General features: G+C 38.2%; 20 protein-coding genes. 2 read left to right on the top strand and 18 right to left on the bottom strand.

Annotation, left to right across the window (positions count from 1 at the left end; all coding sequences use genetic code 11):
- Positions 1–9: 9 nt before the first annotated feature.
- The 6 genes from ACWTVK_RS02145 to ACWTVK_RS02120 all read right to left on the bottom strand — a co-directional run bounded on the left by ACWTVK_RS02145 (position 10) and on the right by ACWTVK_RS02120 (position 8,389).
- Positions 10–468 carry a hypothetical protein gene (locus tag ACWTVK_RS02145; protein WP_456045801.1) on the bottom strand — a complete coding sequence of 153 codons (459 nt, stop codon included), beginning with the start codon at positions 466–468 and terminating at the stop codon, positions 10–12.
- Positions 469–524: 56 nt separating this feature from the next.
- A complete protein-coding gene (locus ACWTVK_RS02140; protein ID WP_456045800.1) occupies positions 525–734 on the bottom strand; it encodes a hypothetical protein in 210 nt (69 codons plus the stop codon).
- 126 nt (positions 735–860) lie between these two features.
- The gene (locus tag ACWTVK_RS02135; RefSeq protein ID WP_456045799.1) at positions 861–4,649 is read right to left on the bottom strand and encodes a PolC-type DNA polymerase III; all 3,789 of its coding nucleotides are present in this window, start codon (positions 4,647–4,649) and stop codon (positions 861–863) included.
- A gap of 2 nt (positions 4,650–4,651) precedes the next feature.
- Positions 4,652–5,629, bottom strand: coding sequence for a DNA polymerase III subunit delta (gene holA / locus ACWTVK_RS02130; RefSeq protein ID WP_456045798.1), 978 nt, complete (start codon positions 5,627–5,629; stop codon positions 4,652–4,654).
- An 11-nt stretch (positions 5,630–5,640) separates the two neighbouring features.
- Positions 5,641–7,863: a ComEC/Rec2 family competence protein gene (locus ACWTVK_RS02125; protein WP_456045797.1), complete on the bottom strand. Its 2,223-nt coding sequence runs from the start codon at positions 7,861–7,863 to the stop codon at positions 5,641–5,643.
- Entirely contained in the window at positions 7,820–8,389 is a 570-nt protein-coding gene (locus ACWTVK_RS02120) for a helix-hairpin-helix domain-containing protein (protein WP_456045796.1), read from the bottom strand. Before ACWTVK_RS02120 ends, ACWTVK_RS02125 begins: the two co-directional genes overlap by 44 nt.
- 111 nt (positions 8,390–8,500) lie before the next feature.
- On the opposite strand from ACWTVK_RS02120, the gene ACWTVK_RS02115 reads away from it, so the two are divergent.
- Positions 8,501–9,730, top strand: a complete 1,230-nt coding sequence (locus tag ACWTVK_RS02115) for an aminopeptidase (RefSeq protein WP_456045795.1) — start codon at positions 8,501–8,503, stop codon at positions 9,728–9,730.
- Positions 9,731–9,818: 88 nt separating this feature from the next.
- Here ACWTVK_RS02115 and ACWTVK_RS02110 read toward each other — a convergent pair whose 3' ends face one another.
- From ACWTVK_RS02110 to ACWTVK_RS02100, 3 genes are all read right to left on the bottom strand, one after another.
- Positions 9,819–10,298, bottom strand: a complete 480-nt coding sequence (locus tag ACWTVK_RS02110) for a deoxycytidylate deaminase (protein ID WP_009352594.1) — start codon at positions 10,296–10,298, stop codon at positions 9,819–9,821.
- Between the two features lie 76 nt (positions 10,299–10,374).
- The gene (gene leuS / locus ACWTVK_RS02105) at positions 10,375–12,843 is read right to left on the bottom strand and encodes a leucine--tRNA ligase (protein ID WP_456045793.1); all 2,469 of its coding nucleotides are present in this window, start codon (positions 12,841–12,843) and stop codon (positions 10,375–10,377) included.
- A gap of 90 nt (positions 12,844–12,933) precedes the next feature.
- Positions 12,934–14,538, bottom strand: a complete 1,605-nt coding sequence (locus tag ACWTVK_RS02100) for a glycosyl hydrolase family 18 protein (RefSeq protein ID WP_456045792.1) — start codon at positions 14,536–14,538, stop codon at positions 12,934–12,936.
- Between the two features lie 151 nt (positions 14,539–14,689).
- On the opposite strand from ACWTVK_RS02100, the gene lgt reads away from it, so the two are divergent.
- On the top strand, positions 14,690–15,514 hold the full coding sequence (lgt, locus tag ACWTVK_RS02095) for a prolipoprotein diacylglyceryl transferase (RefSeq protein WP_456045791.1): 825 nt from the start codon (positions 14,690–14,692) through the stop codon (positions 15,512–15,514).
- Between the two features lie 137 nt (positions 15,515–15,651).
- Here the strand turns inward: lgt and trmFO are convergent, their stop codons facing one another.
- The 9 genes from trmFO to ACWTVK_RS02050 form a co-directional block, all read right to left on the bottom strand.
- A complete protein-coding gene (gene trmFO / locus ACWTVK_RS02090) occupies positions 15,652–16,968 on the bottom strand; it encodes a methylenetetrahydrofolate--tRNA-(uracil(54)-C(5))-methyltransferase (FADH(2)-oxidizing) TrmFO (protein WP_456045790.1) in 1,317 nt (438 codons plus the stop codon).
- Positions 16,961–19,387, bottom strand: a complete 2,427-nt coding sequence (topA, locus tag ACWTVK_RS02085; protein ID WP_456045789.1) for a type I DNA topoisomerase — start codon at positions 19,385–19,387, stop codon at positions 16,961–16,963. Before topA ends, trmFO begins: the two co-directional genes overlap by 8 nt.
- Entirely contained in the window at positions 19,377–20,603 is a 1,227-nt protein-coding gene (dprA, locus tag ACWTVK_RS02080; protein ID WP_456045788.1) for a DNA-processing protein DprA, read from the bottom strand. The genes topA and dprA overlap by 11 nt, the downstream gene beginning before the upstream one ends.
- Before the next feature lie 8 nt (positions 20,604–20,611).
- A complete protein-coding gene (locus ACWTVK_RS02075; protein WP_456045787.1) occupies positions 20,612–22,192 on the bottom strand; it encodes a YifB family Mg chelatase-like AAA ATPase in 1,581 nt (526 codons plus the stop codon).
- A gap of 11 nt (positions 22,193–22,203) precedes the next feature.
- Positions 22,204–22,602: a YraN family protein gene (locus ACWTVK_RS02070; protein WP_060924313.1), complete on the bottom strand. Its 399-nt coding sequence runs from the start codon at positions 22,600–22,602 to the stop codon at positions 22,204–22,206.
- Positions 22,603–22,879: 277 nt separating this feature from the next.
- Entirely contained in the window at positions 22,880–23,677 is a 798-nt protein-coding gene (locus ACWTVK_RS02065) for a ribonuclease HII (protein WP_456045786.1), read from the bottom strand.
- Entirely contained in the window at positions 23,670–24,575 is a 906-nt protein-coding gene (gene ylqF / locus ACWTVK_RS02060) for a ribosome biogenesis GTPase YlqF (protein ID WP_456045785.1), read from the bottom strand. Before ylqF ends, ACWTVK_RS02065 begins: the two co-directional genes overlap by 8 nt.
- Before the next feature lie 67 nt (positions 24,576–24,642).
- The gene (gene rplS, locus ACWTVK_RS02055) at positions 24,643–24,984 is read right to left on the bottom strand and encodes a 50S ribosomal protein L19 (protein ID WP_005377523.1); all 342 of its coding nucleotides are present in this window, start codon (positions 24,982–24,984) and stop codon (positions 24,643–24,645) included.
- 131 nt (positions 24,985–25,115) lie between these two features.
- Entirely contained in the window at positions 25,116–25,502 is a 387-nt protein-coding gene (locus tag ACWTVK_RS02050) for a MarR family winged helix-turn-helix transcriptional regulator (protein ID WP_005386549.1), read from the bottom strand.
- Between the last annotated feature and the right edge of the window lie 141 nt (positions 25,503–25,643).

Genomic DNA, 25,643 nt, shown 5'->3' with positions numbered 1-25,643 from the left:
AAATTAATTTTAATCATATACTGTTATAAAACCTTCAGTCCATCCCCTTAAATTAAGAGTGATAGTATCTATTCCTAAACAATCTATGCCATATACTTTAAATATATCCCAGGTTTTATACCACTCTATTGCTTTCTCTGCATATTTTAAAGTACTAAATAAACCTATGTATCCTGAACATGTATAATAATCATCTATATCATAATCATACCAAACACCATAAACTTTATTGTTTATTATTTCATAACTAACTTCATTACCTATATGAGCACAATCATTTAAATAATGAGTTGTTATCGAAAATGAATCATCAGCCAAATCAGAAAAACCTATCAAATTTTTTGACTCAGTTAATGCTTTTTCTGCTAATGATAATTTAGAATAAAAGCCTAGACCAAAATACTCTGTATAAGGTAACTCATTATTCTTTTTATAGTGAGCTACAGCTTCATATATTGGAACTCTCATAATTAACCAACTCGTTACAAAATAAAAACAATATAAATATGACACTCTAATAATTTCTATCTATAATAATCGTCCTCGTAATCATCTTTATACCGTATTGCATCAAGATCTGATGGAGATAATACATTACCATTTTCATCTACATACTCTCGAAATTCATTAAAGTATACACCTGGAATATCTGATTCTTCTAGTTCAGGTATATCCTCTGACTCAATATCCCAAAATTCTATCTCCACAGATTTATTTTTACATTCCTTTGTCAAATTACAACACTCCCTAGTACAAATAATATATCTTAATTGTATTGTAGCAAAATATACAAAAATAAGCACTATATCTGTTTTCAGGTATAGTGCTTACTTTGTATTTAAGTCTAATCTTGTATTAAGTTATGCTCCAAAGAGTGACATTTGTTCGTCTTCAGGTAGTTCACCACAGCATTTGAGTTCTTTCATAAGATCAATGATGGTGTTAGATACCTTACAACGACGTTGCAAGTCTTTTAGAGAAGTAAACGGACGTTCTTCTCGTTCCGCTACAATAGCATCAGCTACCGTTTCACCTAAAGAATCGATAGCCAAGAATGGCGGCAATAAAGCACCATCTTTAATACTAAAACGTCTAGCTTCGGAGTGTTGAATATCTACATTAATAAATCGATAGCCTCGTTGGTACATTTCCATAGATACTTCTAAGGCGCTCATAAGATCCTTATCTTTAGGACTGGCTGCTCGATCAAGAGCCTTAATACGGTTAAACTCAGTCATTTGCGTTTTAAGGTCTCCCGTCATAATGCGCAAATCAAAGGCCTTTGCCCGAATGGAGAAGTATGCCGCATAGAATGCCAATGGATGATATACCTTAAACCAGGCAATGCGGAAGGCCATCATTACATAAGCTACCGCATGGGCCCGTGGGAATAGATAAGAAATCTTTTTACAAGATTCAATGAACCATTCAGGAATGTTATTTTCCCGCATTTCTGCTTCAAACTCAGTCGTCGCTTGACCTTGTTTATTCCGTTTTTCAATGCCCTTCCCTTTACGTACGTTCTCCATAACGAAGAAGCTGTGCTTTCGATCCATACCACGATGGATTAAGAAGTTCATTACGTCATCACGAGTAGAGATGGCTTCGTTCAACTTACAAGTACCATTTTTGATGAGGTCTTGTGCATTGTCGAGCCATACGTTAGTACCATGAGAGAAACCAGATATACGTACTAAGTCGGAGAATGTTTGAGGACGAGAGTCTTCAAGCATGCCCCGTACGAATTTCGTACCACATTCTGGCACGGCCAAGCTAGCTACTTGGTCACCTTGTAATTGCTCAGGTGTTAAGCCAATACCCTCTGTAGAGGAGAATAGACTTAAAGTACGAGGATCATCAAACGGAATAGTTTTAGCATCGATACCAGTCAAATCCTCTAGCATACGAATGATTGTTGGATCATCATGGCCCAAAATATCGAGCTTAGTCATACGCCCTTCGATGGAGTGATAGTCAAAGTGTGTCGTTAATACGCCACTTTCCTTCTTATTCGCAGGATGCTGAATCGGTGTAAAGTGATGCACATCCATGTCACGCGGACATACCATAATACCACCTGGATGTTGACCAGTAGTATTCTTTACGTTTGTAAAACCTTTTGCTAGATGTTCAAAGAAACCACTACGAGCTTGAATATCTCTTATTTCAGCGTACTTTTTAACATAACCAAAGGCGGTTTTATCCGCAATAGTACCGATAGTACCCGCTTTAAATACATTGTCACGACCAAACAGCTCTTCCGTATATTTGTGAGCCTTTGCTTGGTAATCACCGGAGAAGTTAAGATCGATATCTGGAACCTTATCACCTTCGAAACCAAGGAAGATAGCAAACGGAATATCATGTCCGTTAGTTTGTAGCGCATGACCGCACTCAGGACAGTCTTTACGAGGCAAGTCAAAACCACCTGCGTATTCGCCCTTTTCAAAGAATTCTGAATATTTACAGTTTGGGCATACATAATGTGGCGGTAATGGATTTACCTCGGTAATTTCAGACATGGTTGCTGCAAAGGAAGAACCTACAGAACCACGAGAACCTACGAGGTACCCATCATCAAGAGATTTTTTTACCAGTTTATGCGCAATGTAATACAATACACCATAACCATTGGAGATAATACAATCCAATTCATAGTCTAAACGTTCTTGTACAACACGTGGCAATGGATCACCATAAATAGCTTTCGCATTTCGATAGCACATTTCTGTGAAAGCTTCATCAGCACCTTCGATCTTTGGAGAATATGTGCCATCTGGAACTGGTTTAATATCTTCAATGCTATCATTGATTGCACGAGTGTTGGTAACAACTATTTCATAAGCTTTTTCTTCACTTAAATAAGGGAAGGATTCAAGCATTTCATCGGTGGTACGTAAATGTAAATCTGGTTGTTCATCTGCATCTGGATAACCACAGGCAGTTAACATGATTTCACGATAAATTTTCTCTTCAGGCGTTAAATAGTGAACGTCACACGTTGCACAAACAGGCTTATTTAATGCTTCCCCTAATTCAATAACCGTTTTGTTCATATCGATAAGGGCTTGCTCATCTGGCATAAGTCCTTTACGAACCAAGAACATATTATTTGTATGTGGCTGAATTTCAAGATAGTCATAGAAAGATGCAATCTCTAATAGTTCTTCCTTTGTAGCACCGCGAACAATGGATTGCATAAGTTCACCAGCTTCACAAGCAGAGCCTATAATAATGCCTTCACGATGTTCTTCAATAACAGAACGAGGCAAACGAGGTCTCACCTTATAATGTTCAAGGTGAGAAATAGATATCATCTTGTACAGATTGCGCAAACCTACCATATTTTTAGCTAATAAGATAATATGGTAACGTTTATCTTTTTCTTTTTTCTTCTTCTTATCTACTACAGGCTCTTCATCACGAGCAACAATTTCATCATCAATGAGATAACCTTCTACACCGTAGATAACCTTAACGCCCAACTCTTTACCAAGAGCTTGGGCTTCTGGAAAGGCTTGTACAACGCCGTGATCTGTAATAGCTACCGCAGGATGACCCCATTTTTTTACTGTTTTAAATAGGTCTTTAACAGATACAAGGGCATCCTTATCACTCATCTTAGTGTGCAAGTGAAGCTCTACACGTGAGTCTGGACGATTTTCAGTGCGCTCCACGCTATTAGTTTCCATAGCTTCAATACTTCGAATAGATAAGATATAATCCTTATCAAATCGATCATCAAAGCTGACGCTACCTTGTACGCGTACACGTTGTAAACCTTTTAATTGTTTAAGTAGCGCATCCCCTTCTTCAGGGCTGTTTGTAAACTTGATGAATTTGATACTATTCGTATCGTCTACAATACTACCGTTAACGATACTTTTACCAGTCTTAGTATCACGTTTATCTAGACCAACAAATACACCTTCAAAAATAACACTAAGCGTATCCAAAGTGCCCATAATTTTAGAGGTAACTCCCTCAATTTTAGGCCCTAAAATCATTCCTTCATCAGTAGGAGCATCCTTCGGTGCACGACGAGGGTATTTTCCATCCCCTTCACTACCTTTAGCAGTAGATTTTGTAGCACTTTTAGGAGCAAAACCTTTACTTGTTTTAGGCGCACTACTAACAGATGCCACTGTATCATTACCACTAGACGCTGCCGCTGTTTGATTAGGTCGAGAAACAACGACTGGACTATTATTAAAATAACCAAGTTCTACAGCTTCAACGAAGGGTGCAAAATCATCATCAAACTCGGCATAGTCATCTTCATGATCATAGCCAGCAAAAGACTTACCTCTAGGCGCTTGGTTTTTAGCCTCTTCAGCTTCCCGTTGCGCTTCTGCCGCTTCAATCCATTCACCAGCACCACAGCCACCACCATAATAATAGGTATCTAAGCCTTCCCCTGTTTCAGTATCTACCTTCCAGGCGAAACAACAAGCTGTATCTGTATTCGTTGGAATATTATCAAAAGAAATATTTTTTTCCTTATACCATGCAGATAATCTTTCACGCAAACTAAGCAATGTAGAAAACGCAGAATCTGCAGCTTGTATCGTCACATGTTGGCTATGACAGTTTACATAGAAGGATGATTTCTTATTCTGTTTTGGTACAACACGATAACGTACTTTCATTTTTATCCTTTATACCCACAATAGGTAATACATAAATCTCTAAATCGCCAAATATCGCCCTTACTACTTCGACTATCTAAAATAATCTCATAGAGCCCTTTTAATAAAGCTCGCAAGGCCTTAACTGAAATTCTAGCACTTGCTTCGTAAGCCAACTTAATCGGATATGGTTTAAATGACGAATCATGATCCTTACATAAGTTTTGTATGGCTTGAACAGACATTCCCGCTTGGCGACATTCGCTAACCAGTAGCTGCAAACGTAACTGCCCCTCAATATAGCTCATAGCACGATCTAATTCTTTATAGCCGAACATAAACGGAAATAATTCAAGCAATGTATCAATATCTCGTTTCAACAGCGCCTCTTTAAAGGTAAAAATATTTTTAGCTCCATAGTCACTGCCATTTTCTTCAAGGAATTCTTTGGTAATGACTTTTTCCCCTGTAATTTGCAAGAAATAACGGTCAAATTCGGTTCTCATAAAAGAAACTGGTACATCTTGCCACAAATCGATGAGATGAGCTACATATTCTTGTGCATCAGGAGTCATTTTAAATCCATTAGATGTACAATATTTACGAATCCACATCACTAGGTCAGCCCCTTCAAGGCGCTTGCATTGATGATTTGGGATTTTATCCAGAATCTCTTTATTCTGTTTAATCCGTTTATCAATCATATCATGATAAATCAAAAGGATGGGATTATCCCCATTATATTCCATAAGGAGTTCATACAATGGAACCCAGGCATCACTATTTTTACCGCTTTTACGAATAATAGGCAAGTTAACTAAACAGAATACCTTTTGATCGCCAAAGAGAGAATCTTCACATAGTTTTTCACTTATCTTCTGTGGACCAGCTTCATCATCTAATACGGTCACTGGAAGGTCAGGATAGGCACTAAGAAACTTGCGTTTTTCTTCTTCAATTAATTGTGGCTCATCGCCATAGATGAGTTTAATTTCAGCCATACATCCTCCTTTCACAGATACATATCATCGATAAAACTGTACCCCATAATATACATATGTTCTGATGATGGATCCACATCGCGTAAAGCCCCATGTGGACTGCCAAATAGAACTATATTATGCGGCAGTAATCTGCCAATTTCATTCATTGAACTAGATCGACTCGTAATAAATAATGTATTAATCTTATCATTTAATTTTAGATTTTTTTCTCCTCTTTGTCCATTATATACATCGATTTCTTTCATACTATTTTTATATATTGTTTTTGCAGATCCGTTACTATGAAAGTAGTCTACCTTTACAACTTTAGGATTCACACCATATGCCCTTATAGCTTGATTAACAAGCCTTTCATTAGGCGTCGTTTTAATATGGTCTGGCGCATCAATTAATAGATGAGCCCCTTCATGATTAGGTTCTATGCAAAGTAATACATTGCATTGCTTCATTGGAATATAATGAACTAATGTCTCCTGGTGATGATGCGTAACATAATAGGACGTACCAAAGGTTACCATCATTAAAGATAAAGATATGACTACAGGTACAGTATATCTTTTTCTATGCGTCAAAAAGTACGTAAATAAGCCTAATAGCACATAATATAGATAAGCACAATAAGGATACATCATGCCAAGCCATAGTAGACTACCACTATGTCCTAACACATGATTTAAATATAAGGATATTCGCAATAGTACGTCTACTAAAGACCACATTAGCGATATAGGAAGTACGTAACTGACTAGAGTACTTACAAAAATTAAAATTATAGATATATCTAATAAGGGCGCTACTATACATGCTGCTAGCAAACTAGCAATGCTGATATAGTGAAAGTAATAGAGCTGTAACGGCAAAATTAATAACTGTGCAGATACACATAATACTAGCGGTGTTTTTATCCATCTTGGTAGCCACTGTATTCGCTCATATAATACCTTTCCCCATATGAGTAAGCCATAAGTTGCCCCAAAGGACAGTTGAAAGCTCACATCAAACAAGGAGAACGGATCATATATGACACATAATATAGCGCATATACATAAGGCTTGTTTAGCCTGGTATAATCGTCCCTTTATATAGGCCATACACATGAGTATGCTCATCATCGTAGCACGTACAACAGGTGCATCGCCGCCTACAATACCACAATATATACAAGCAACTATAATACCAAGAATTAAGCATGTACGCTTTCTTAATTTAATAAGTCGTCCCAACCCATACACAAGTGCTAACAACAAAGCAATATGTGAACCTGATATGGATAAAATATGGATAAGGCCGGTATAGGAGAAATCCTTCATCTGTTCTTCTCCGAGCTCACTATAATGACCACCTAAAGCTAAGGCTTGAGCTAATACTTTTTCTGGTCCCTCTAGATTATCTCCAATATGTTTATCTATAGATTCCCGTAATACACCAGAAATTAATAGGCCTTTCCTATATAGTTCTCCCACAAATGTGTCTTGATGGCGGAACATTTGTAAATCTTTGTTACTAGCAGAGCGATATACACCATCATAGATTCGACCTCTTGTATTAGAACTCATATATCGGCCTCTAAGATTAATACGACCTTCCTCTTCAATGAGAAATAAGGGCTTTGGTGTACCTTCAATAATTGCATATTCTCCTAGTCGTATGGGATAGTTCGTAGTAGATACCTTTGAGTATACCTGCAAACGCCCCTGTGCTTTAATATAGTCATTTTTTGCAGTATCTTTATAGGGATGTAGACCATGGATTTCAATAGTATATTTGTAATACTCCTGTCCATTCAAATTTACTTTTTCAGGAGCCTCTACAACCGTACAAAGATATTCCCCTTCTTGTTGTAAATAATATGATGTATAACTATTAAAATTTACAATCCGTAAATCTGTTTGATAATAAGATAAACCAACTAAAACAATGACTAAACTGATTACCTTGCTAAGTAAATGCCATCTATTAGACGATTGAAATGCTTTGAAAACACCTACAACTATAATAGCTAACCCAATAGCAAAGATGTATCGCATCTGATTAAGTACTGGATAATACTGACTATAACCTAATATTGTACCCACTATTATAGAACCCAATATAGTATGTGCCCATAGGCTATGGGTTAAAACCTTACTGTTCCCATTAATATCATTTACATCATGGAAGTGTCCATCATTGTTGCTATCTTGATGACTAAATTGTAATTTTGTCTTTAATCTTCTTAAATAGGCCGTCACCAATGCCCTTCACCCCCTTGATGCCTTCAACAGATGTAAAGGGACCCTTTTGTGAACGATACTCTTCAATTCTCTTTGCCATAGCAGGCCCAATGCCGGGCAACGCATCTAGTTCTTTAGCAGTGGCGGTATTAATATTTATCTTATTACCACGCAATAATGCTTCAGGATTTCCGTGAAAGTTAAATACTACGTGGATATGATCTCCTCCGGTAACTGATTTAGCCATATTAATAGACTCTACATCTGCATACGGTAACAGTCCTCCTGCTAGCTTGATAACATCGCCTACTGTTGCAGAATTTTCAAGCTCATATAGACCAGGTGAAACTACGGCACCCGTAATATAAGCAATCGGTTTATTGGATATGTCTGCTACATTTGATATAGAAGAATTTCCATCTACTCCCCCTTCAACAAGGACAGAATCGCTTTCATCTGTTATAATAGGCCATAGGAAATAAATTCCTACTAAAATACATAGGATTAATATAATTGTCATATACGGCTTCAATTTATATTTCATAGTGCACCTCCTACTGAAGGATTTCCCTATAAAATAGTAAAGTCCTATCGTTGACTCTATTAGTCACATATGCAGGACTTTTATAATTGATGTCGAATAAAAGGAGTATTTATGAATCAAGAAACATTAAAAAAATACGCCTATACATTACTAAAGTACGGCGTAAATTTACAGCAAGATCAAACATTAGTTATTTCTGTTGATGTAGAAAATAAAGACTTTGCAGTAATCGTTACTGAAAAAGCATATGAACTAGGTGCTAAGGAGGTTGTTCTTAACTGGAGATGTTCCCCTATCGCTCGTCAACGTTTATTACATGCTAACGAGTCTGTTTTAGAAAAACCTGCTAACTGGATTCCTGAATTCTACAAACAATACATCGATGATAAGGCAGCATTTTTATCTTTGATCAGTGCTAATCCTAAAGCATTAGAAGGTATCCCAACAGATCGTATTTCCTTACAGTCTCGCAATTTAAATAAAGCATTATCCTTCTATCACACAGCTATCATGAACTCTTCTGTTACATGGTGTGTTGCATCTGTACCGACCGTTCTATGGGCAAATTTACTTGGCTATGAAGGTACTGACGAAGAAAAAATCGATCAATTATGGGCAACATTATTAAAACTTTGTCGCATTGAAGGTATTGAACCGAAAGATACATATCGTCATCACATGGCAAAATTGCGTCACCGCTGTGAAGCATTGAATAAATTAGACTTAAAATCGTTGCGTTACACTTGTGATAACGGCACCGACCTTTTATTAGAATTACCAGAAGGCCATATCTGGCTAGGTGGGGAAGAATCATCTAAAGATGGTACTATTTTCAATGCTAATATTCCTACAGAAGAAGTTTTCTCTGCTCCTCAATATAATGGTGTAAATGGAGTTGTGTACAGCACAAAACCATTAATTTATCATGGCAATACGATTTCAGATTTTTCATTCACGTTTAAAGAAGGTAAAATCGTTGAATATACAGCCAAAGAAGGTTATGAAGTTCTAAAAGAATTAGTAGAAACTGATGAAGGCTCCCACTACCTTGGCGAAGTAGCATTAGTGGATCACTTCAGCCCAATTAGCCAATCTAACCAAATCTTCTACGAAACATTATTTGATGAAAATGCGTCCTGCCATTTAGCAATTGGTGCATCTTATCCTACATGCCTAAAAAACAGCGATGGTTTATCTGAAGAGGAATTAAAGGAACGCGGCCTTAACCACTCCTTAACACATGTGGACTTTATGATTGGTCATGAACGCATGAATATTAAGGGATACACTCGTGATGGTCAAGCTATTGATATTATGATTGACGGTCGTTTACAAGTATAATTGTTAGGCCACAACCTATTATGTAACTGAGATAAAGAAAACCCCTACCTACTTATAGTAGATAGGGGTTTTCAAGTAGTAACACATGTTACACCGTAATATGTAAAGTACGTCCCGTAGGTTTATATTCAATAATTTCTACACCTGCTGTTTTTAGCATCCGTTTAGATGCTTTAACCTCTTTTGTATCCTTGTAAAGATCATCTCGGTAGATAACAGCTTTAATGCCACTTTGAATAATGGCTTTTGCACATTCATTACAAGGGAATAGTGTTACATATATTTTAGAACCTTCTAAAGAGCCGCCCCGATAATTAAGTATGGCATTGAGTTCGCTATGTACAGTATAAAAGTATTTATTATCATCTGCTGTATCGCGTTCCCACGTGAAATCATCATCACTACAATTTAAAGGCATACCATTGTAACCAATAGATAAAATTTTATTGTCATTGCTTACGATGCAGGCACCTACTTGTGTATTAGGATCTTTAGAACGTTGTGCCGCTAAAATGGCAACGCCCATGAAGTATTCATCCCAAGAAATATAATCGCTACGTTTTGCCATAATTACCTCACTTAAAAATAAGCCCCCTTCTACCTATGTAGTTGGGGGCTTACAGTATTAAACAAATAGAATATCATTATTTAACAACGATATTAACAAGTTTACCTGGTACGTAAATAACTTTTACAATATTTTTACCTTCTGTAAACTCTTGAACACGGCTAGATTCTTTAGCCATTGTTTCTAATTCTTCTTTCGTAATATTTACGGAAACAGTAAGTTTATCACGAACTTTACCATTTACTTGTAATACTACTTCTACTTCATCTACTACAAGGGCAGATTCTTCGTATACAGGCCAGTTTTCAGTGTGGATGGATGTAGTTTCACCCAATTCATGCCACAACTCTTCTGTCATATGAGGAACAAATGGTGCTAAAAGAAGTAATAAGGAATGAGTCAATTCATTAGCCAAAGCGCTATTGATTGTTTCAGCTTTATCCTTATGAGCGTACATAGCATTTACAAGTTCCATGATGGCAGAAATGGCAGTATTGAAGTTGAAGTTGTTATCGAGGTCTTCTGTTACCTTTTTGATAACGCGGTGCAATTCACGACGCAAAGCGAATTCGTCTTTTGTAAGTTCACCAATTACATTTTTCTTAGCTTCTTCGTTGTATGCATCAACGATACGCCATACACGGCCTAAGAAACGGTAAGAACCTTCAACACCTTGGTCAGACCAATCGAGGTCACGATCTACAGGAGCCGCAAAGAGAATAAATAAACGGGCAGTGTCTGCGCCATAAGTATTGATAATTTCTTCAGGAGAAACTACATTACCTTTGGATTTAGACATCTTGCTGCCTTCTTTAAGAACCATACCTTGTGTTAACAAACCACGGAATGGTTCGTTAGCTTCGATAAGACCTAAATCATGAATAACTTTCACAAAGAATCGAGAGTATAACAAGTGCAAGATCGCATGTTCAATACCACCGATATATTGGTCTACGTTCATCCAGTAGTTAGCGATCTTTTTATCGAATGGAGCTTGGTCATTTTTAGCATCTGTATAGCGCAAGAAGTACCAAGAGGAATCAATGAAAGTATCCATTGTATCTGTTTCACGACGTGCTGGACCACCACATTTAGGACATGTAGTGTGCAAGAAACTTTCAGATGTAGCCAATGGAGATACGGCACCAGATTCAAATTTAACATCCTCTGGTAAGCGTACTGGCAATTCGTCTTCAGGAACGAGTTGTTCACCGCATTTTTCGCAATATACTACAGGAATTGGCACGCCCCAGTAACGTTGACGAGAAATCAACCAGTCACGAAGGCGGAAGTTTACTTTACCTTCACCAATGCCGCGTTCATTAAGAGCAGCTGTAATATTTTTACGAGCCTCTTCAGATGTTTGGCCGTTAAATTCACCAGAGTTAACTAGGATACCATCTTCATGGTACCATTCTTGCCATTTTTCAAGGCTATATTCTTCGCCTTCAGAAGCAACAACTTGTTTAATAGGCAAGTCATATTTATGAGCAAATTCCCAGTCACGTTCATCATGTGCAGGAGAACCCATTACAGCACCAGTACCATAGTCTACTAATACATAGTTTGCAATCCATACTGGAACTTGTTCGCCAGACATAGGATTTACTGCATAGGAACCAGTAAACATACCTTCTTTAGGTGCATCTGTAGATGTACGATCGATATCGCTCATATTGCGCATACGCGTAATGAAAGCTTCCAATTCAGCTTTGTTAGGCGCATTTTCAATAAGGCGTTCTACATATGGATGTTCAGGAGCCAATACTACATAGCTTACGCCATAAATAGTATCAACACGTGTAGTATACACAGATACACGTTCGTTAATGGATGGAACTTCGAAGGAGAACTCTGTACCTTCAGAACGACCAATCCAGTTCTTTTGCATCAATTTAACGCGTTGTGGCCAGTGATCAAGAGTGTCTAAATCAGTTAACAAGCGATCAGCATATTCTGTAATACGCAAGAACCATTGAGACAAATCTTTTTTCTCAACTGGGTTATCACAGCGCCAGCAAGCACCGTCGATAACTTGTTCGTTCGCCAATACAGTATGGCACGTTTCACACCAGTTTACTTTAGCTTCTTTTTTGTATGCTAAGCCTTTTTTATAGAACTGTTGGAAGAACCATTGTGTCCATTTATAGTAATCTTCTTTACATGTTGCAACTTCACGGTCCCAGTCATAGGACAAGCCAAGTGCTTTTTGTTGCAATTTCATGTTCTCGATATTATCAAGAGTCCATGTTTTAGGTGCAATACCATGTTTGATAGCCGCATTTTCAGCAGGCATACCAAAGGAGTCCCAGCCCATTGGATGCAACACGTTGAAGCCCTTCATTTTTTTGAAACGAGCTACTACGTCACCAATGGAATAGTTACGCACGTGACCCATGTGTAAGTTACCAGATGGGTACGGGAACATTTCTAATACATAGTATTTTTCTTTGGATTCATCATATTCTGTTTTAAATGTATGGTTATCTTCCCAATACTGTTGCCACTTTTTCTCAATATCTTGGGCTACATATTTTTCATTCATGTAGGGGCCTCCTCATATAGTCAACCTCATTAGTTGCCGTTTTATAATCAATATTTTTATTTTACTACTTACTATGAAAGCAGTCAAACTCTAGCGTTTTACTACTTGTACAGAATTTGTGATACGCTTTTTCTCTGCCTTGGCCTCCTCGGCTTGACGCTTTTTCTCCGCTTTAGCTTGCTGCGCTTCTTCTTTAGCTTTGCGTTTAGCTAATTCTTTTTCTTCTTTTGCTTTACGTTTTGCTTCCGCTTTAGCAGCTTTGGCCTTTTCTTTTTCCTCTAGGCGTAATTTATATTGTTCAAGCTTAGTTAAAGGCTTAGTTTCTTCTACTACAGGTTCAGAAACAACCGCTGTAGGAGATTTAGGAATACCACGACCTAAGTCTTTACCTTGAATCATAGCGATAGTACTTTCATCTTCAAAGCCTTTACGCCATGCAGCAAAACCACCGAGCTGTAATTCTTTTACGAGATCTAGTTTCAAACCTAAAGACGTATTATCTTCAAACCAGATACGGTCAGAACCAGAGCCAGTGGGGATGGATAAATAATATAGTTTTAATCGATCATCCCAAGTCATTTTATCTTTGTAATTTGCAAAATAGCTACCTGTGTTTTTCATAGCCAAAGTTTCGCCTTTTGCATAACCATTAGTATCATGCCATAAGCGCATATAGAATGGTACACCAAGCACCAATTTTTGAGATGGTACTTCAGAAAGCATTTTTTCTGTATGGTTGCGAACCCATGGATAACTTGCTACAGGACCTGCTGTTGTACTTTTAGCCCATGTTTCGTCATAGGCCATGAGAACTACATAGTCTACGGAATTAGCAAAGGCACTGCGGTTATATACTAAGGACCATTCTGGGCTATCAGAATAACCAGTTACATCAATGGATGTTTTAATATTGTATTGATGTAAATGATTCGATAAATATGCTACAAACGCTGTTAAACGATCACGGTCGGCATAATCGATATTTTCAAAGTCAAAGTTATACCCATCAAATCCGTAAATATAGGCATATTGCACAAGGTTATGAGCATATTTTTTCCATACAGATTGATCTGCTAAGATGCCACTGGTAAAGCCAGGATCAAATCGATTCGTAATCAAAGGCCATACGTGGTAACCTTTACTTTTATAATCGTTAACATAATCAATACTTACATTAGGACTTGCTTCGAGGCCAAGGCTATGCAATTTGAACCAGCTTGGAGAAATGATATTATCACCACTAGTATTCAGTTTTGCTTGATATGGAGTCCCCTGTGTTGGCCATGGATCAAAGGCCCAAGACAATGGTGTTTGCATTGTATACGGAGCTTTTACCGTAGAAGCTTGCGGTGCAGGACCTAATGTTAATTGACCATTGACCTTTGTATAGCTCACACCGAGCATAGCTGGATCAGACTCAATATCGACATAGGTCATGCCATTTTTACTAGTAATTGGCAATTTTACAGGTTCACCAACGGCAGCAGGATTTAAAACAACAGCATTTCCTTGTAACTCTGTTTGAGGTACATACACTGTATAGGATGTTTTATATTGATTAGCTTCGTAATGACGTGTTGTGTTTGCTAAGAATTGGTCAATGGGAACCAATACCTCAGCTTGTACTGCAGTACTGGATAATGCAGCCATTACTAAAGCTGTTAAGGATTTTAAAATAGTAGATTTACGAATCATGAACTCTCCTAACGCTAGCCCATAAGGGGATATAATTTCAATCTCTATATTATACCATATTATATAGAATTCATCTCAGTTGTTGCATGAAGGGTACATGTAATTTATAATTTACTTTATATAATAAAAGTTAACACATAAGGAGTTTTATATGCATCAATATCTATTTTTTATAGGGGACTTCCCTATTAGAGCCTATGGTGCCATGTTAGCATTAGCTATCATCTGTGGTGCCTCTGTTGCTTATTTTTTATTAAAAAAAGATGGACGAGGTTGGCATGAACATATCATCGACTTTTCTATTACTGTTGCCGTAGCGGGTCTCATTGGTGCCAGATTATGGGATGTGTTCTTCTTTGATTGGCACTACTATGGCAATCATTTATTAGAAATCCCCTTTGTATGGCAAGGTGGTATGGCCATTCAAGGCGGTGTCGTTCTTGGCACCATTGCAGGCTATTGGTACTTACGTAAAAATAATATCGACTTTTGGGCCTTTGCCGATTTATTCGCACCAGCATTGATTTTGGCACAATCTGTAGGCCGTATGGCAAATCTCTTAAATGGCGATGCCTTTGGTCATCCTACGGGCGGTAATTTTGGTATTCTCTATCCTGAAAGCACGTTGGCTCATCGCACCTACGGCAATCAACCATTATGGCCAGCCGAAATCTGGGAAGGTCAAATCGACATTCTTATCTTTGTAGCCCTCCTATTATTTAGCTCTTTTAAACATGCTAAAGGTCAAGTATTCGTGCTTTATGCGATTCTCTATTCTACAGCTAGATTCTTCCTTGAATTTTTGCGCGGTGACTATGTAGACTTAACATTAGGCTTAAAATCTGCGCAAATGACTAGCTTGATTGTCATCATCATCGGTATTTGTTTATTTATCTACTTAGGTTACTTAGAAAAGAAAAATCAACCTGTACTGGAAACTACAGAAACAGCACCTAAAACAAAAAAACATAAATAATAACAAATAATAAGAAACATCTATTATAAATAATAAAAAATCCTTCATTCATTGGCTTCCCTTTGAATGAAGGATTTTTCTTTATAAATCTTAAAAACTCATATAGTATTGAGTAATTTAATTTATTAGAGTAAAGCTTATAAATTTTCTTTAGCTTTTAATGCATCCAGTTCTTCTAATGCTCGGTTAGCAATGAGTGCATTTTTCTCTTTTTTCTTACGTATTTTTTGAGGCCATGGATCCATGATGCCAAAGTTGACATTCATCGGTTGGAAATTAGAGCCTTCGTAGTTAGAAATATAGTGACTGAGTGAACCGATCGCCGTAGTTTTAGGGAAATCAATAAATGAACGGTCCTCTAAATAACGTTCTACTTGAAGGCCTACCATGAGACCACTCGCAGCAGATTCTAAATACCCTTCTACGCCTGTCATTTGACCAGCGAAGAATAAACGCGGTTCTTTTTTGAGTTGGAACGCATGATTCAATAACTCAGGAGAGTTAATATACGTATTGCGGTGCATGACGCCATAACGAACGAATTCAGCATTTTCTAGACCTGGAATCATACCAAACACACGCTTTTGTTCGCCCCATTTTAAATGAGTTTGGAAGCCTACCAAGTTAAACATGGTGCCTTCTTTATTCTCCTTACGCAATTGTACTACTGCATAAGATTCCTCATTAGTCCGTTTATCTACTAATCCAACTGGTTTAAGTGGACCATAGCGCAAGGTGTCTTCCCCACGGCTCGCCATGATTTCAACAGGCATGCAACCTTCAAAGTAGATTTCCTTTTCAAAATCCTTCGGTTGCACGGCTTCAGCCGTAGTGAGCTCACGCCAGAATGCTTTGTATTCCTCTTCTGTCATAGGACAATTAAGGTAATCTGCATCGCCCTTGTCGTAACGAGAAGCGGCAAATACTTTGTCGTAATTCAAAGATTCTGCCGTAACAATAGGAGCTGCTGCATCGTAGAAATAAAAACCTGTTTCCCCTGTTAATGCTTTAATCTTATCGCCTAATGCTTCAGACGTAAGTGGACCAGAAGCAAAGATAACAGTGCCTTCTTCAGGAATCTCCGTCACCTCTTCGTGGTGAACTGTAATATTAGGATGGCCTTTTACCTTCTCCGTCACCATTTCACTAAATAAATGACGATCAACGGCTAAGGCGCCACCGGCAGGTACAGCAGTTGCATCGGCACATTCCATAATAAGGGAACCTAAACGACGCATTTCTTCTTTTAAAAGACCTACTGCATTTTCAATATTGCCAGCCCGCAAGGAATTACTACATACGAGCTCTGCAAATTGATCTGTTTGGTGCGCAGGAGAACTCTTCACGGGGCGCATTTCATATAAGTCTACATGAATGCCTCGATTAGCGAGTTGCCAAGCCGCCTCAGAACCTGCTAGGCCCGCACCAATAACAATAACATTTTTATTATTCAACTGTTGTTTCCTCTTTTTTAGCTTTGCTAGACTTTTTAGACCCTTTAGATTCTTTAGATTCTTTAGATTCTTTAGACTCTTTAGACTCTTTAGATTCTTTTACAGTTTCTTCACTAGCTTCGCTTTTTTTCTTTCTTGTTTTCTTTGGTGGTCTAGTTGGACAAGTTTCATTAGAACAGAACTTTTTAGTTGTCCCATTTTTATATGTTTTTTCAACCATAATAGAACCACATGTTTCACAGAAATCATGGGTTGGTTTATCCCATAATGTAAAGTCACATTGTGGGTATCGATTACAGCCGTAGAATAAACGACCACGGCGCGACTTACGCTCTACGATTTCCCCTTCTTTACATTTAGGACAAGTTACACCTGTACCTACTGTAATAGGTTTAGTATTTTTACATTCTGGGAAGTTAGAACATGCTAGGAACTTACCATAGCGACCAAATTTATATACCATTGGGCTATTACAAAGTTCACAGGTTTCATCGCTTTCCATAGATGCAATTTCAATGCGATCTACATCGCTCGCATCTTCTAGCTCTTTAGCAAATACCTCGTAGAAGTCAGATAATACTTTTACATACGTATCCTTGCCAGATGCAATAGCATCAAGCTCTTCTTCAAGGTCTCGCGTAAAGCCAGTGTTGATGATTTTTTCAAAGTACGCAATCAAGAAGTCTACTACTACAAATCCTAACTCTGTGGGAATAAATTGTTTATTCGTATTTTCTACATAGTTACGGCTAACGATTGTATCTAAAATTGGTGCATACGTACTAGGACGACCAATACCGAGTTCTTCCAATGTTTTGATAAGACTCGCCTCAGAGTAACGAGGAGGTGGTTGTGTGAAGTGTTGTTCAGGCAATACCTCTACTGTATGAGCAGCATCATTCTTTTTAAGCACAGGCAATTGAGGAACATCCTCTTTTTTCGCATCTTCATAAACGGCGCTAAAGCCTGGGAAGATAACACGAGAGCCTGTCGCTTTAAAGGTATAATCATTTTGAACAATCAGCTCAATAGTTGTAGATTCATTTTGTTGTGGTGCCATTTGACTCGCCATAAAACGATTCCAAATCAATGTATATAATTTAAGCTCATCACGACTCAAGAAGGGCTCAACCATTTTAGGTGTGAGCTCAAGAGATGTTGGACGAATTGCTTCATGCGCATCTTGAGCAGAACCTTTTGCACCATACATATTAGGTTTAGAAGGATAATAATCTTCACCATAGTTACGAATAATATAGTCCTTAGCCATGACCTGCATCTCTTTAGAGATACGCGTTGAGTCTGTACGCATGTACGTAATCAAACCTACGTGGCCATAGGATCCAATTTCAAGACCTTCGTAAAGATGTTGAGCAATCATCATGGTACGCTTCGCACCAAAGTTCAATTTACGCACACCATCTTGTTGCAACGTAGACGTTGTAAACGGAGGTGCCGCTTTACGAGAACGTTTGCGCTTTTCAATATTTGTCACTACTGCATCGGCTCCGCCAATAGCATCTACTACGGCTTGTGCTTCACTTTCAGTAGTAATATCGATTTTCTCGCCTTTAATATGAGTCAATTCTGCTGTGAAAGCCTCTTTTTTAGGCGTTTCAAAATTGCCTTCAATAGTCCAATATTCTTGTGGTACGAAAGCTTGAATTTCTCGCTCTCGTTCACAGATAAGTCGAACTGCAACGGATTGCACACGACCTGCACTAAGGCCTTTACAAACCTTTTTCCATAATAAAGGACTCAATTTATAACCTACGATACGATCTAATACACGGCGTGCTTGTTGAGCATCAACCATGTTCATATCGATAGTACGTGGAGATTCTAAGGCCTCTGCAACAGCATTTTTAGTAATCTCATTGAACGTAATACGACATGTAGATGTAGGATCTACGTTTAAAATGTACGCTAAATGCCAAGAAATAGCTTCCCCTTCGCGGTCAGGGTCAGTTGCGAGCAATACGGCACTGCTTTCATCGGCATAAGAAACTAGTTCATCAATAACCTTTTTACGAGTTACCAAATTGCTATAACGAGGCGTGAAATCATGTTCAATATCGATGCCCATTTGAGACTTTGGCAAATCTCGTAAGTGGCCCATACTCGCCTTTACAACGTAGTTAGGACCTAAGAACTTTTCAATTGTTTTAGATTTAGCAGGAGACTCTACAATAACCAATACTTTGCCATCAGGATTATATACGCGTGGTTCCCGTTGTTCTGGTGGCACGGAGGTTTGTAGTACAGATTTATCCCGTACAATCCCCATTGGAGTAAGGGCTTCTTTAGTAACCTTACGCTTTATGGTAGTACTCTCTTTCTTAGTACTTTTCTTTTTACTATCTTTACTAGTACTAGCTGCTTTTGGCTCGCCAATAACGATCGATCGTTTAATGGACAAGTATATCACTCCTAGTCATATTAATATAGCCTCTCGGCGGATGATTCTCTATAGCCCCTTCCATTTCTAACTCTAGTAATAAGGGCTGCAGTTGTTGTAATGGAATATGAGTTGCTTTCAAAATATCACTAACGGTGATACATCGATCATGAGGAATTTCACTCAATAGTAAACTCTTATCCAAACTAAAGCTTAACATAGAGAGCCCTTGTGTATCAACACCCCGACCATTATTCCCTATTTGATTACAATCTTTTACACCCATAGCATCTCTTTTATTGGGTGATGAAAGTTTCTCTTTAGTACTAAACATATCTCGCAAGGTTAAATGATATTCCTTAACGATGTCCTCATAACCAGTTAATACAAAGGCGCCATTACGCATGAGGAATTTATTGCCATCTGCCGTGTGGTCTAATAAATTACAAGGTACTACAAATACATCCCGACCTTCGCTAACAGCCATATCCGCCGTAATCAATGAACCACTACTTCCTTTTGCCTCTACTACGATTACACCTCTACTAAGGCCACTAATAATACGATTACGAGCTGGGAAATGTTTAGCCGATGGTGGCGTACCAGGTGGGTATTCAGATAAAAGTAAACCATTGTTTTCTAAGATTCGGTCAAATAATTTTGTATTCTCTCGAGGATATGCTATATCTAAGCCACAACCCATGACCACAATACCATACCCCTGACTAGCTAACAGTCCCTCATGACCATGTGCATCGATACCTCGTGCGCCGCCACTGACTATAATAGTGCTGTATTTACCAAGCTCTTTACCTAGCATTCTCGCCACATTACGGCCGTACAAGGAACAGCGCCGTGCCCCTACAAGGGCAATCCGATTTAATCGTTTATCTAAAAGAGCTCTATTACCTCGCATAAACAATATAGCCGGTGGATTATAGATATGGTTCAAAATAGATGGAAAGTCTTTATCTAAAAAGGTAGTAACATCCATCTTATATTCGTCTATTTTATGAATTATATAATCTAACTTTTCATCCTTAGCAGATGATGCAATAGCACGTTTATCAGCGGTAGGAATATGTGCGTAAGGCTTTAAATTTTCCACCTTCTTAACTGCTTGCCAAGCATCATAGGGCGACCCAAAATCCTCTATAAAACGCCGTACATGTGTGGCTCCCACATTATATAAACTTTGCAAGCCTGCAATATAAATAGTATCATCGTATCTAGTCATCTTTACACCTATTTACCTGTTCTAAACAACATAGCCTCGGAAATGTGATGAGGCTCCACTTGTGGATTTCCCTCAAGGTCCGCTATAGTACGAGCCACCTTTAATATGCGATCAAAGGCACGTCCACTTAAATGAAAGTGATCAAATATATTACCTAATACACTCCATGCCTTATCAGTAATATTACACAGCTCACCTATGGCCTTATGAGGTACGGCTCCATTAGAGTTAAACTCTAAGTGTTCATAACGTTTCTGTTGTAAAGTAGTTGCCATAATCACTTGTTGCCTCATGCTTTCACTTGTCATAGTAGACATCGAATGATCTAATAATTGTTCTAGTGTAGGCCTTTCAACGGGAATATGTAAATCAATGCGGTCCATAATAGGCCCTGACAACCGTTGCTGATAGTTTTTAACCATCGTTTCAGAACATATGCATTCCCTATGTGGGTCATGATAGTAACCACAGGGACATGGATTTGCAGCCAATATACAAATAAAATTGGCGGGATACATATAATTGCCTTGAGACCTATTGATAGTAATTGTGCGAGACTCTAAAGGCTGCCTTAGGGCATCAATAACTTGACGCTGAAACTCTGGTGCTTCATCCATAAATAAAACACCTCCATGAGCAAGTGTGATTTCTCCTGGGCGTCCTTGTATACCTCCGCCCACCATACTCGCCAAAGTCGCCGTATGATGTGGATGCCTAAAAGGCCTATTTCTAACGAGTCCATTATCACCAAGTAAACCGATCACATCTTGGATGCGACTGACCTCAACCATCTCATTCCAAGTCATAGGTGGCAATATGGTCGGTAATCGTTCAGCCATCATCGTTTTACCACCACCAGGCGGACCTATCATAATACAATGATGATGTCCTGCTGCGCTAATGAGCATGGCCCGTTTACCAAGCTCTTGACCTTGTACATCACCAAAATCTACATCATACATAGTATTATGGTTTTTATTATCCATCGTATCTGTTAATATCTCATCTTGATTTTTTCCTATTTTTACCTTTTTGGAAGTTGAAATAGATTTAGATTTAACTTGATCTTCTAAGACGGTAATAATATTTTGTAATGAAGACTCGCCATATATAGTAAGATTTGGAATAGCTTTCAAGTTATATCCATTTTCTACGCTTGTATATATTGTAGAGTAATTAGCTTCTAACCCTGCTAACGACATCGCCAAAGTTCCAAAGGTAGGTAGCAGTGAACCATCTAAGGCTAGCTCACCCATAAATAGACATCTATTCAATAAAGCTGAAATATTAGCTTTACGCCCTTTTATCTGTCCCGATGCAACGAGAACCCCTAAAGCAATCGCTAAATCGAGTCCTGCGCTACTTTTACGGATTGTAGCAGGTGCTAGATTGACTACGATACGCCTCATAGGGAAGTCATAGCCACTATTTTTGATAGCCGCCCTCACACGTTCACGAGCTTCCTTTACGGACTGATTAGGCAGTCCTACCATATCAAAGACAGGTAAGCCTTGCGATATATCAACTTCAACCGTAATAATGCATCCATCTATACCATGTAAGGTGGCTCCATAAAGTTTTGCATACATAAGTAACCTCTCTAAAAGCACTGCGGCAAATAATGAATGGAACTTTGAAAGTCTTCATGCAAGTACACTTCGATTACATCAAAAGATAACTCTTTCCAGCGCCGTCTTTTCTGGTGTAGATCATACAAAAATAACATGGCTGCCCGTTTAATATGCTTTTGTTTCTTCTTTGTTACCGCCTCTCGAGCCAATCCATGCTGCATTCCTCGACGGGCTTTAATTTCAATAAAGTGATACACTAAATCACGTTTAGCAATAATATCAATTTCACCTAATCTAGTTCGATAATTCGTATCTACTACAGTAAGGCCTATTTTTTCAATATATTTAATGGCCACCCGTTCACCCCATTTTCCAAGTTCCTTGGAATCGAGTTCATTGAATGCTTTACCTGTACTAATCGTTTTCATATATACCTCCTATTTACGTGTAGTAACTACAATAATTTATAGAATAGTTATCACTCAATCTACATCTAAACTTTCAACAGGTAACACTTACTTGTAGCGTAGAATATGGAGACTATAAAAGTAAATAGAAAAGAGGTTCCTAATAGTCACATAGGTGACCAATAGGAACCTCTTTACGGTTATGAACTATATGCAATTTGTATGATAAAACTAATACAATTAATGCAAATATTGAACTTAACTTAATACTCGAATAATAAAATAAAATTATTAAGAATTACTCTGGCTTAACCCAACGTACGATAGATTTAATAGGTTCAAAGCTCTTACGGTGAAGTGGTGTTACCCCTTGTTGTTCCACAGCTTCTTTATGGAGCTCCGTATAATAGCCTTTATGAATACCAAATCCATAACCAGGGTATTCATCATCAAGGCTCTTCATATATCGATCTCGCGTAACCTTTGCAATGATGGATGCAGCCGCAATATTAGCGCTTTTACTATCGCCCTTAATTATGGACTCCACAGGAATCGTCAAATCAGGCAATTTCATAGCATCCGCCACTACTGCTTCAGCGGGTACGCTGAGAGTTCGAATCGCCTCATACATCGCTTGTCGCGTTGCTTCATAGATATTGAGCTCATCAATCTTTTCTGGACCGTAGGAAATACAGCTTACTGCTACGGCTTCTTTCATGATGATATCGTAGAGGGCTTCACGCTTTTCTTCGGTTAGCTTTTTAGAGTCATTTAAACCAGGAATTAATGTCATAGGTGGCAATATAACGGCAGCTACCGTTACAGGTCCTGCAATAGGGCCACGACCTACCTCATCGACACCAGCTACATGATACATACCTTGATCGTAGAACATGCCTTCATAGTCATACATGCTCATGAGCCGTTGCTGTTCTTTTAACTCTTTTTCTTGACGCTTAATGTAAGAAGCGGCCAATTTTTGTACAGAAGTACGAGTATCCTCTTGAGCTAAAGGCAAAATCTCTAAGGCTTGTTCAGTTTCAAAAAGCGCTTTTATATCTGCTACTTTTAATTTACTAAATGCATCCTTATCCATTTTGCGTGTCCTCACCATTTTCAGGATAGTATGGTTCTTCATCAACTTTATCGAGAGTAATTGTACCTAGTTTAGTATTGCGGTAGTCTTGCAAGATAATGCGACGTGCTTTATCGAAATCTACTATGCCACCGCTAACGAGACAGCCGCGACGACGACCGATACTTTCAAGAATTGTATCCACATCTGTCATCTCTTCTTCTTTTAATTTATAACGTTCTACCAAAATATTTGGTGTATTCGTCAATAAGTGATTAATTAGCTGTTTAATGACATGCTCTAAATCATACACATCATCAGAAACAGCACCCGTCATAGCAAGGCGAGCCGCTGCGCGTTGGTCCTCTAATTTAGGCCATAATACGCCTGGTGTATCGAGCAACTCAAGGTTTTTACCAATTTTAACCCATTGTTGACCACGTGTATGACCAGCCTTATTAGCTGTACGCGTTGCTGCAGAGCCAGCTAAGGAGTTGATCAACGTAGATTTACCAACGTTAGGAATCCCTAAGATGATAGTACGTACAGAACGACTGCGAATGCCTTTTGCAACCCAACGGTCGATGATGGGCTTGCTTAAACGCTCTACCGTAGATATTAACTTCTTATTACCCTTACCAGATTTAGAATCGATAGCCAATACTGTGATACCTTGCTTAGTAAAGAACTCAGTCCATTCCTTTGTAGCTTTAGGATCTGCTAAATCTACTTTATTTAATAGTACAATATGAGGTTTCTGACCAACCAGTTCTGTGATTACAGGATTCGCACTAGAACGAGGAATACGTGCATCTAATAACTCGATAACTACGTCTACCTTTTTGATATACTCCGTAATCATACGTGTGGCTTTCGCCATATGCCCAGGGAACCAATGTACGATAGGTGAATCTGCCATAGTATTTCCTTTCATATCTAAATTTTAGCAAAAATAAAAGGCTGCCAACGGCAGCCTTTTATGAACATTAGCGTTTTTCGCGAATACGAGCAGCTTTACCAGTAAGGTTACGTAAGTAGTACAATTTAGCACGACGAACAACACCACGGCGCATAACTTCGATTTTAGCTAAGCGTGGGCTGTGAAGTGGGAATGTACGTTCTACACCTACACCGGATGCAATACGACGAACTGTGAAAGTTTCACGTACGCCACCGTTTTGACGTTTAATTACCAAACCTTCGAATACTTGGATACGTTCACGAGAACCTTCCACTACTTTTACGTGTACGCGAACTGTGTCACCAGCGCGGAAAGTAGGGATGTCTGTACGAAGTTGTTCTTGTTCAAGTACGTTAATAATGTTCATTGTTTCCTCCTGTTTGCAGACATTCAATACCTACACCTTATAGGCAGCGGACTGTCTCAAATTAACAGCAATATAGTATCATAAATCACGTACTGTTCGCAAGTATTTTCTATATAATTTTAAGAAACTGATTATTTACTTAAAATTGGGCGCTTTAACTTACCTAACAAACGGTATAAATCATCTTTTTCATCATCAGAAAAATCAGAAAATAGTACATTAAGAAATTGGTCATATGAATGTAATAGTGATTTACCCAATCGTTTTCCCTCTTCAGTGAGCCCTACTACGGAAATTCGTTTATCCATATAATCGATGTGCTTTGTGACATACCCTAATTCAATAAGAATATCGGTCTGCTCTGATACTGTAGCAGGACGCATATTAAGAGCATCTACTAATTGTTTTTGAGATGCTCCTTCAGATCGCATATATAATTCTATAATTATTTTATCACGAGACTTTTCTTTACCATTTGGCACCTTACATAAGGCTTTATATAATTCATCATGATTCATGACAGTTATCTCCTCATACAACTTTGTATATTATAAGATATTCGCCATAGTCTCAAAAAATCCTGCATAAAATTTGTATATTCTTCGTAAAAGCAAAAAGAGGTACCAAATGGTACCTCTTCTTTCATATATTACTGTAAA

This window comes from Veillonella sp. Ser01 (assembly GCF_053850375.1).
This window is presented reverse-complemented; position numbering and strand designations above follow the sequence as displayed.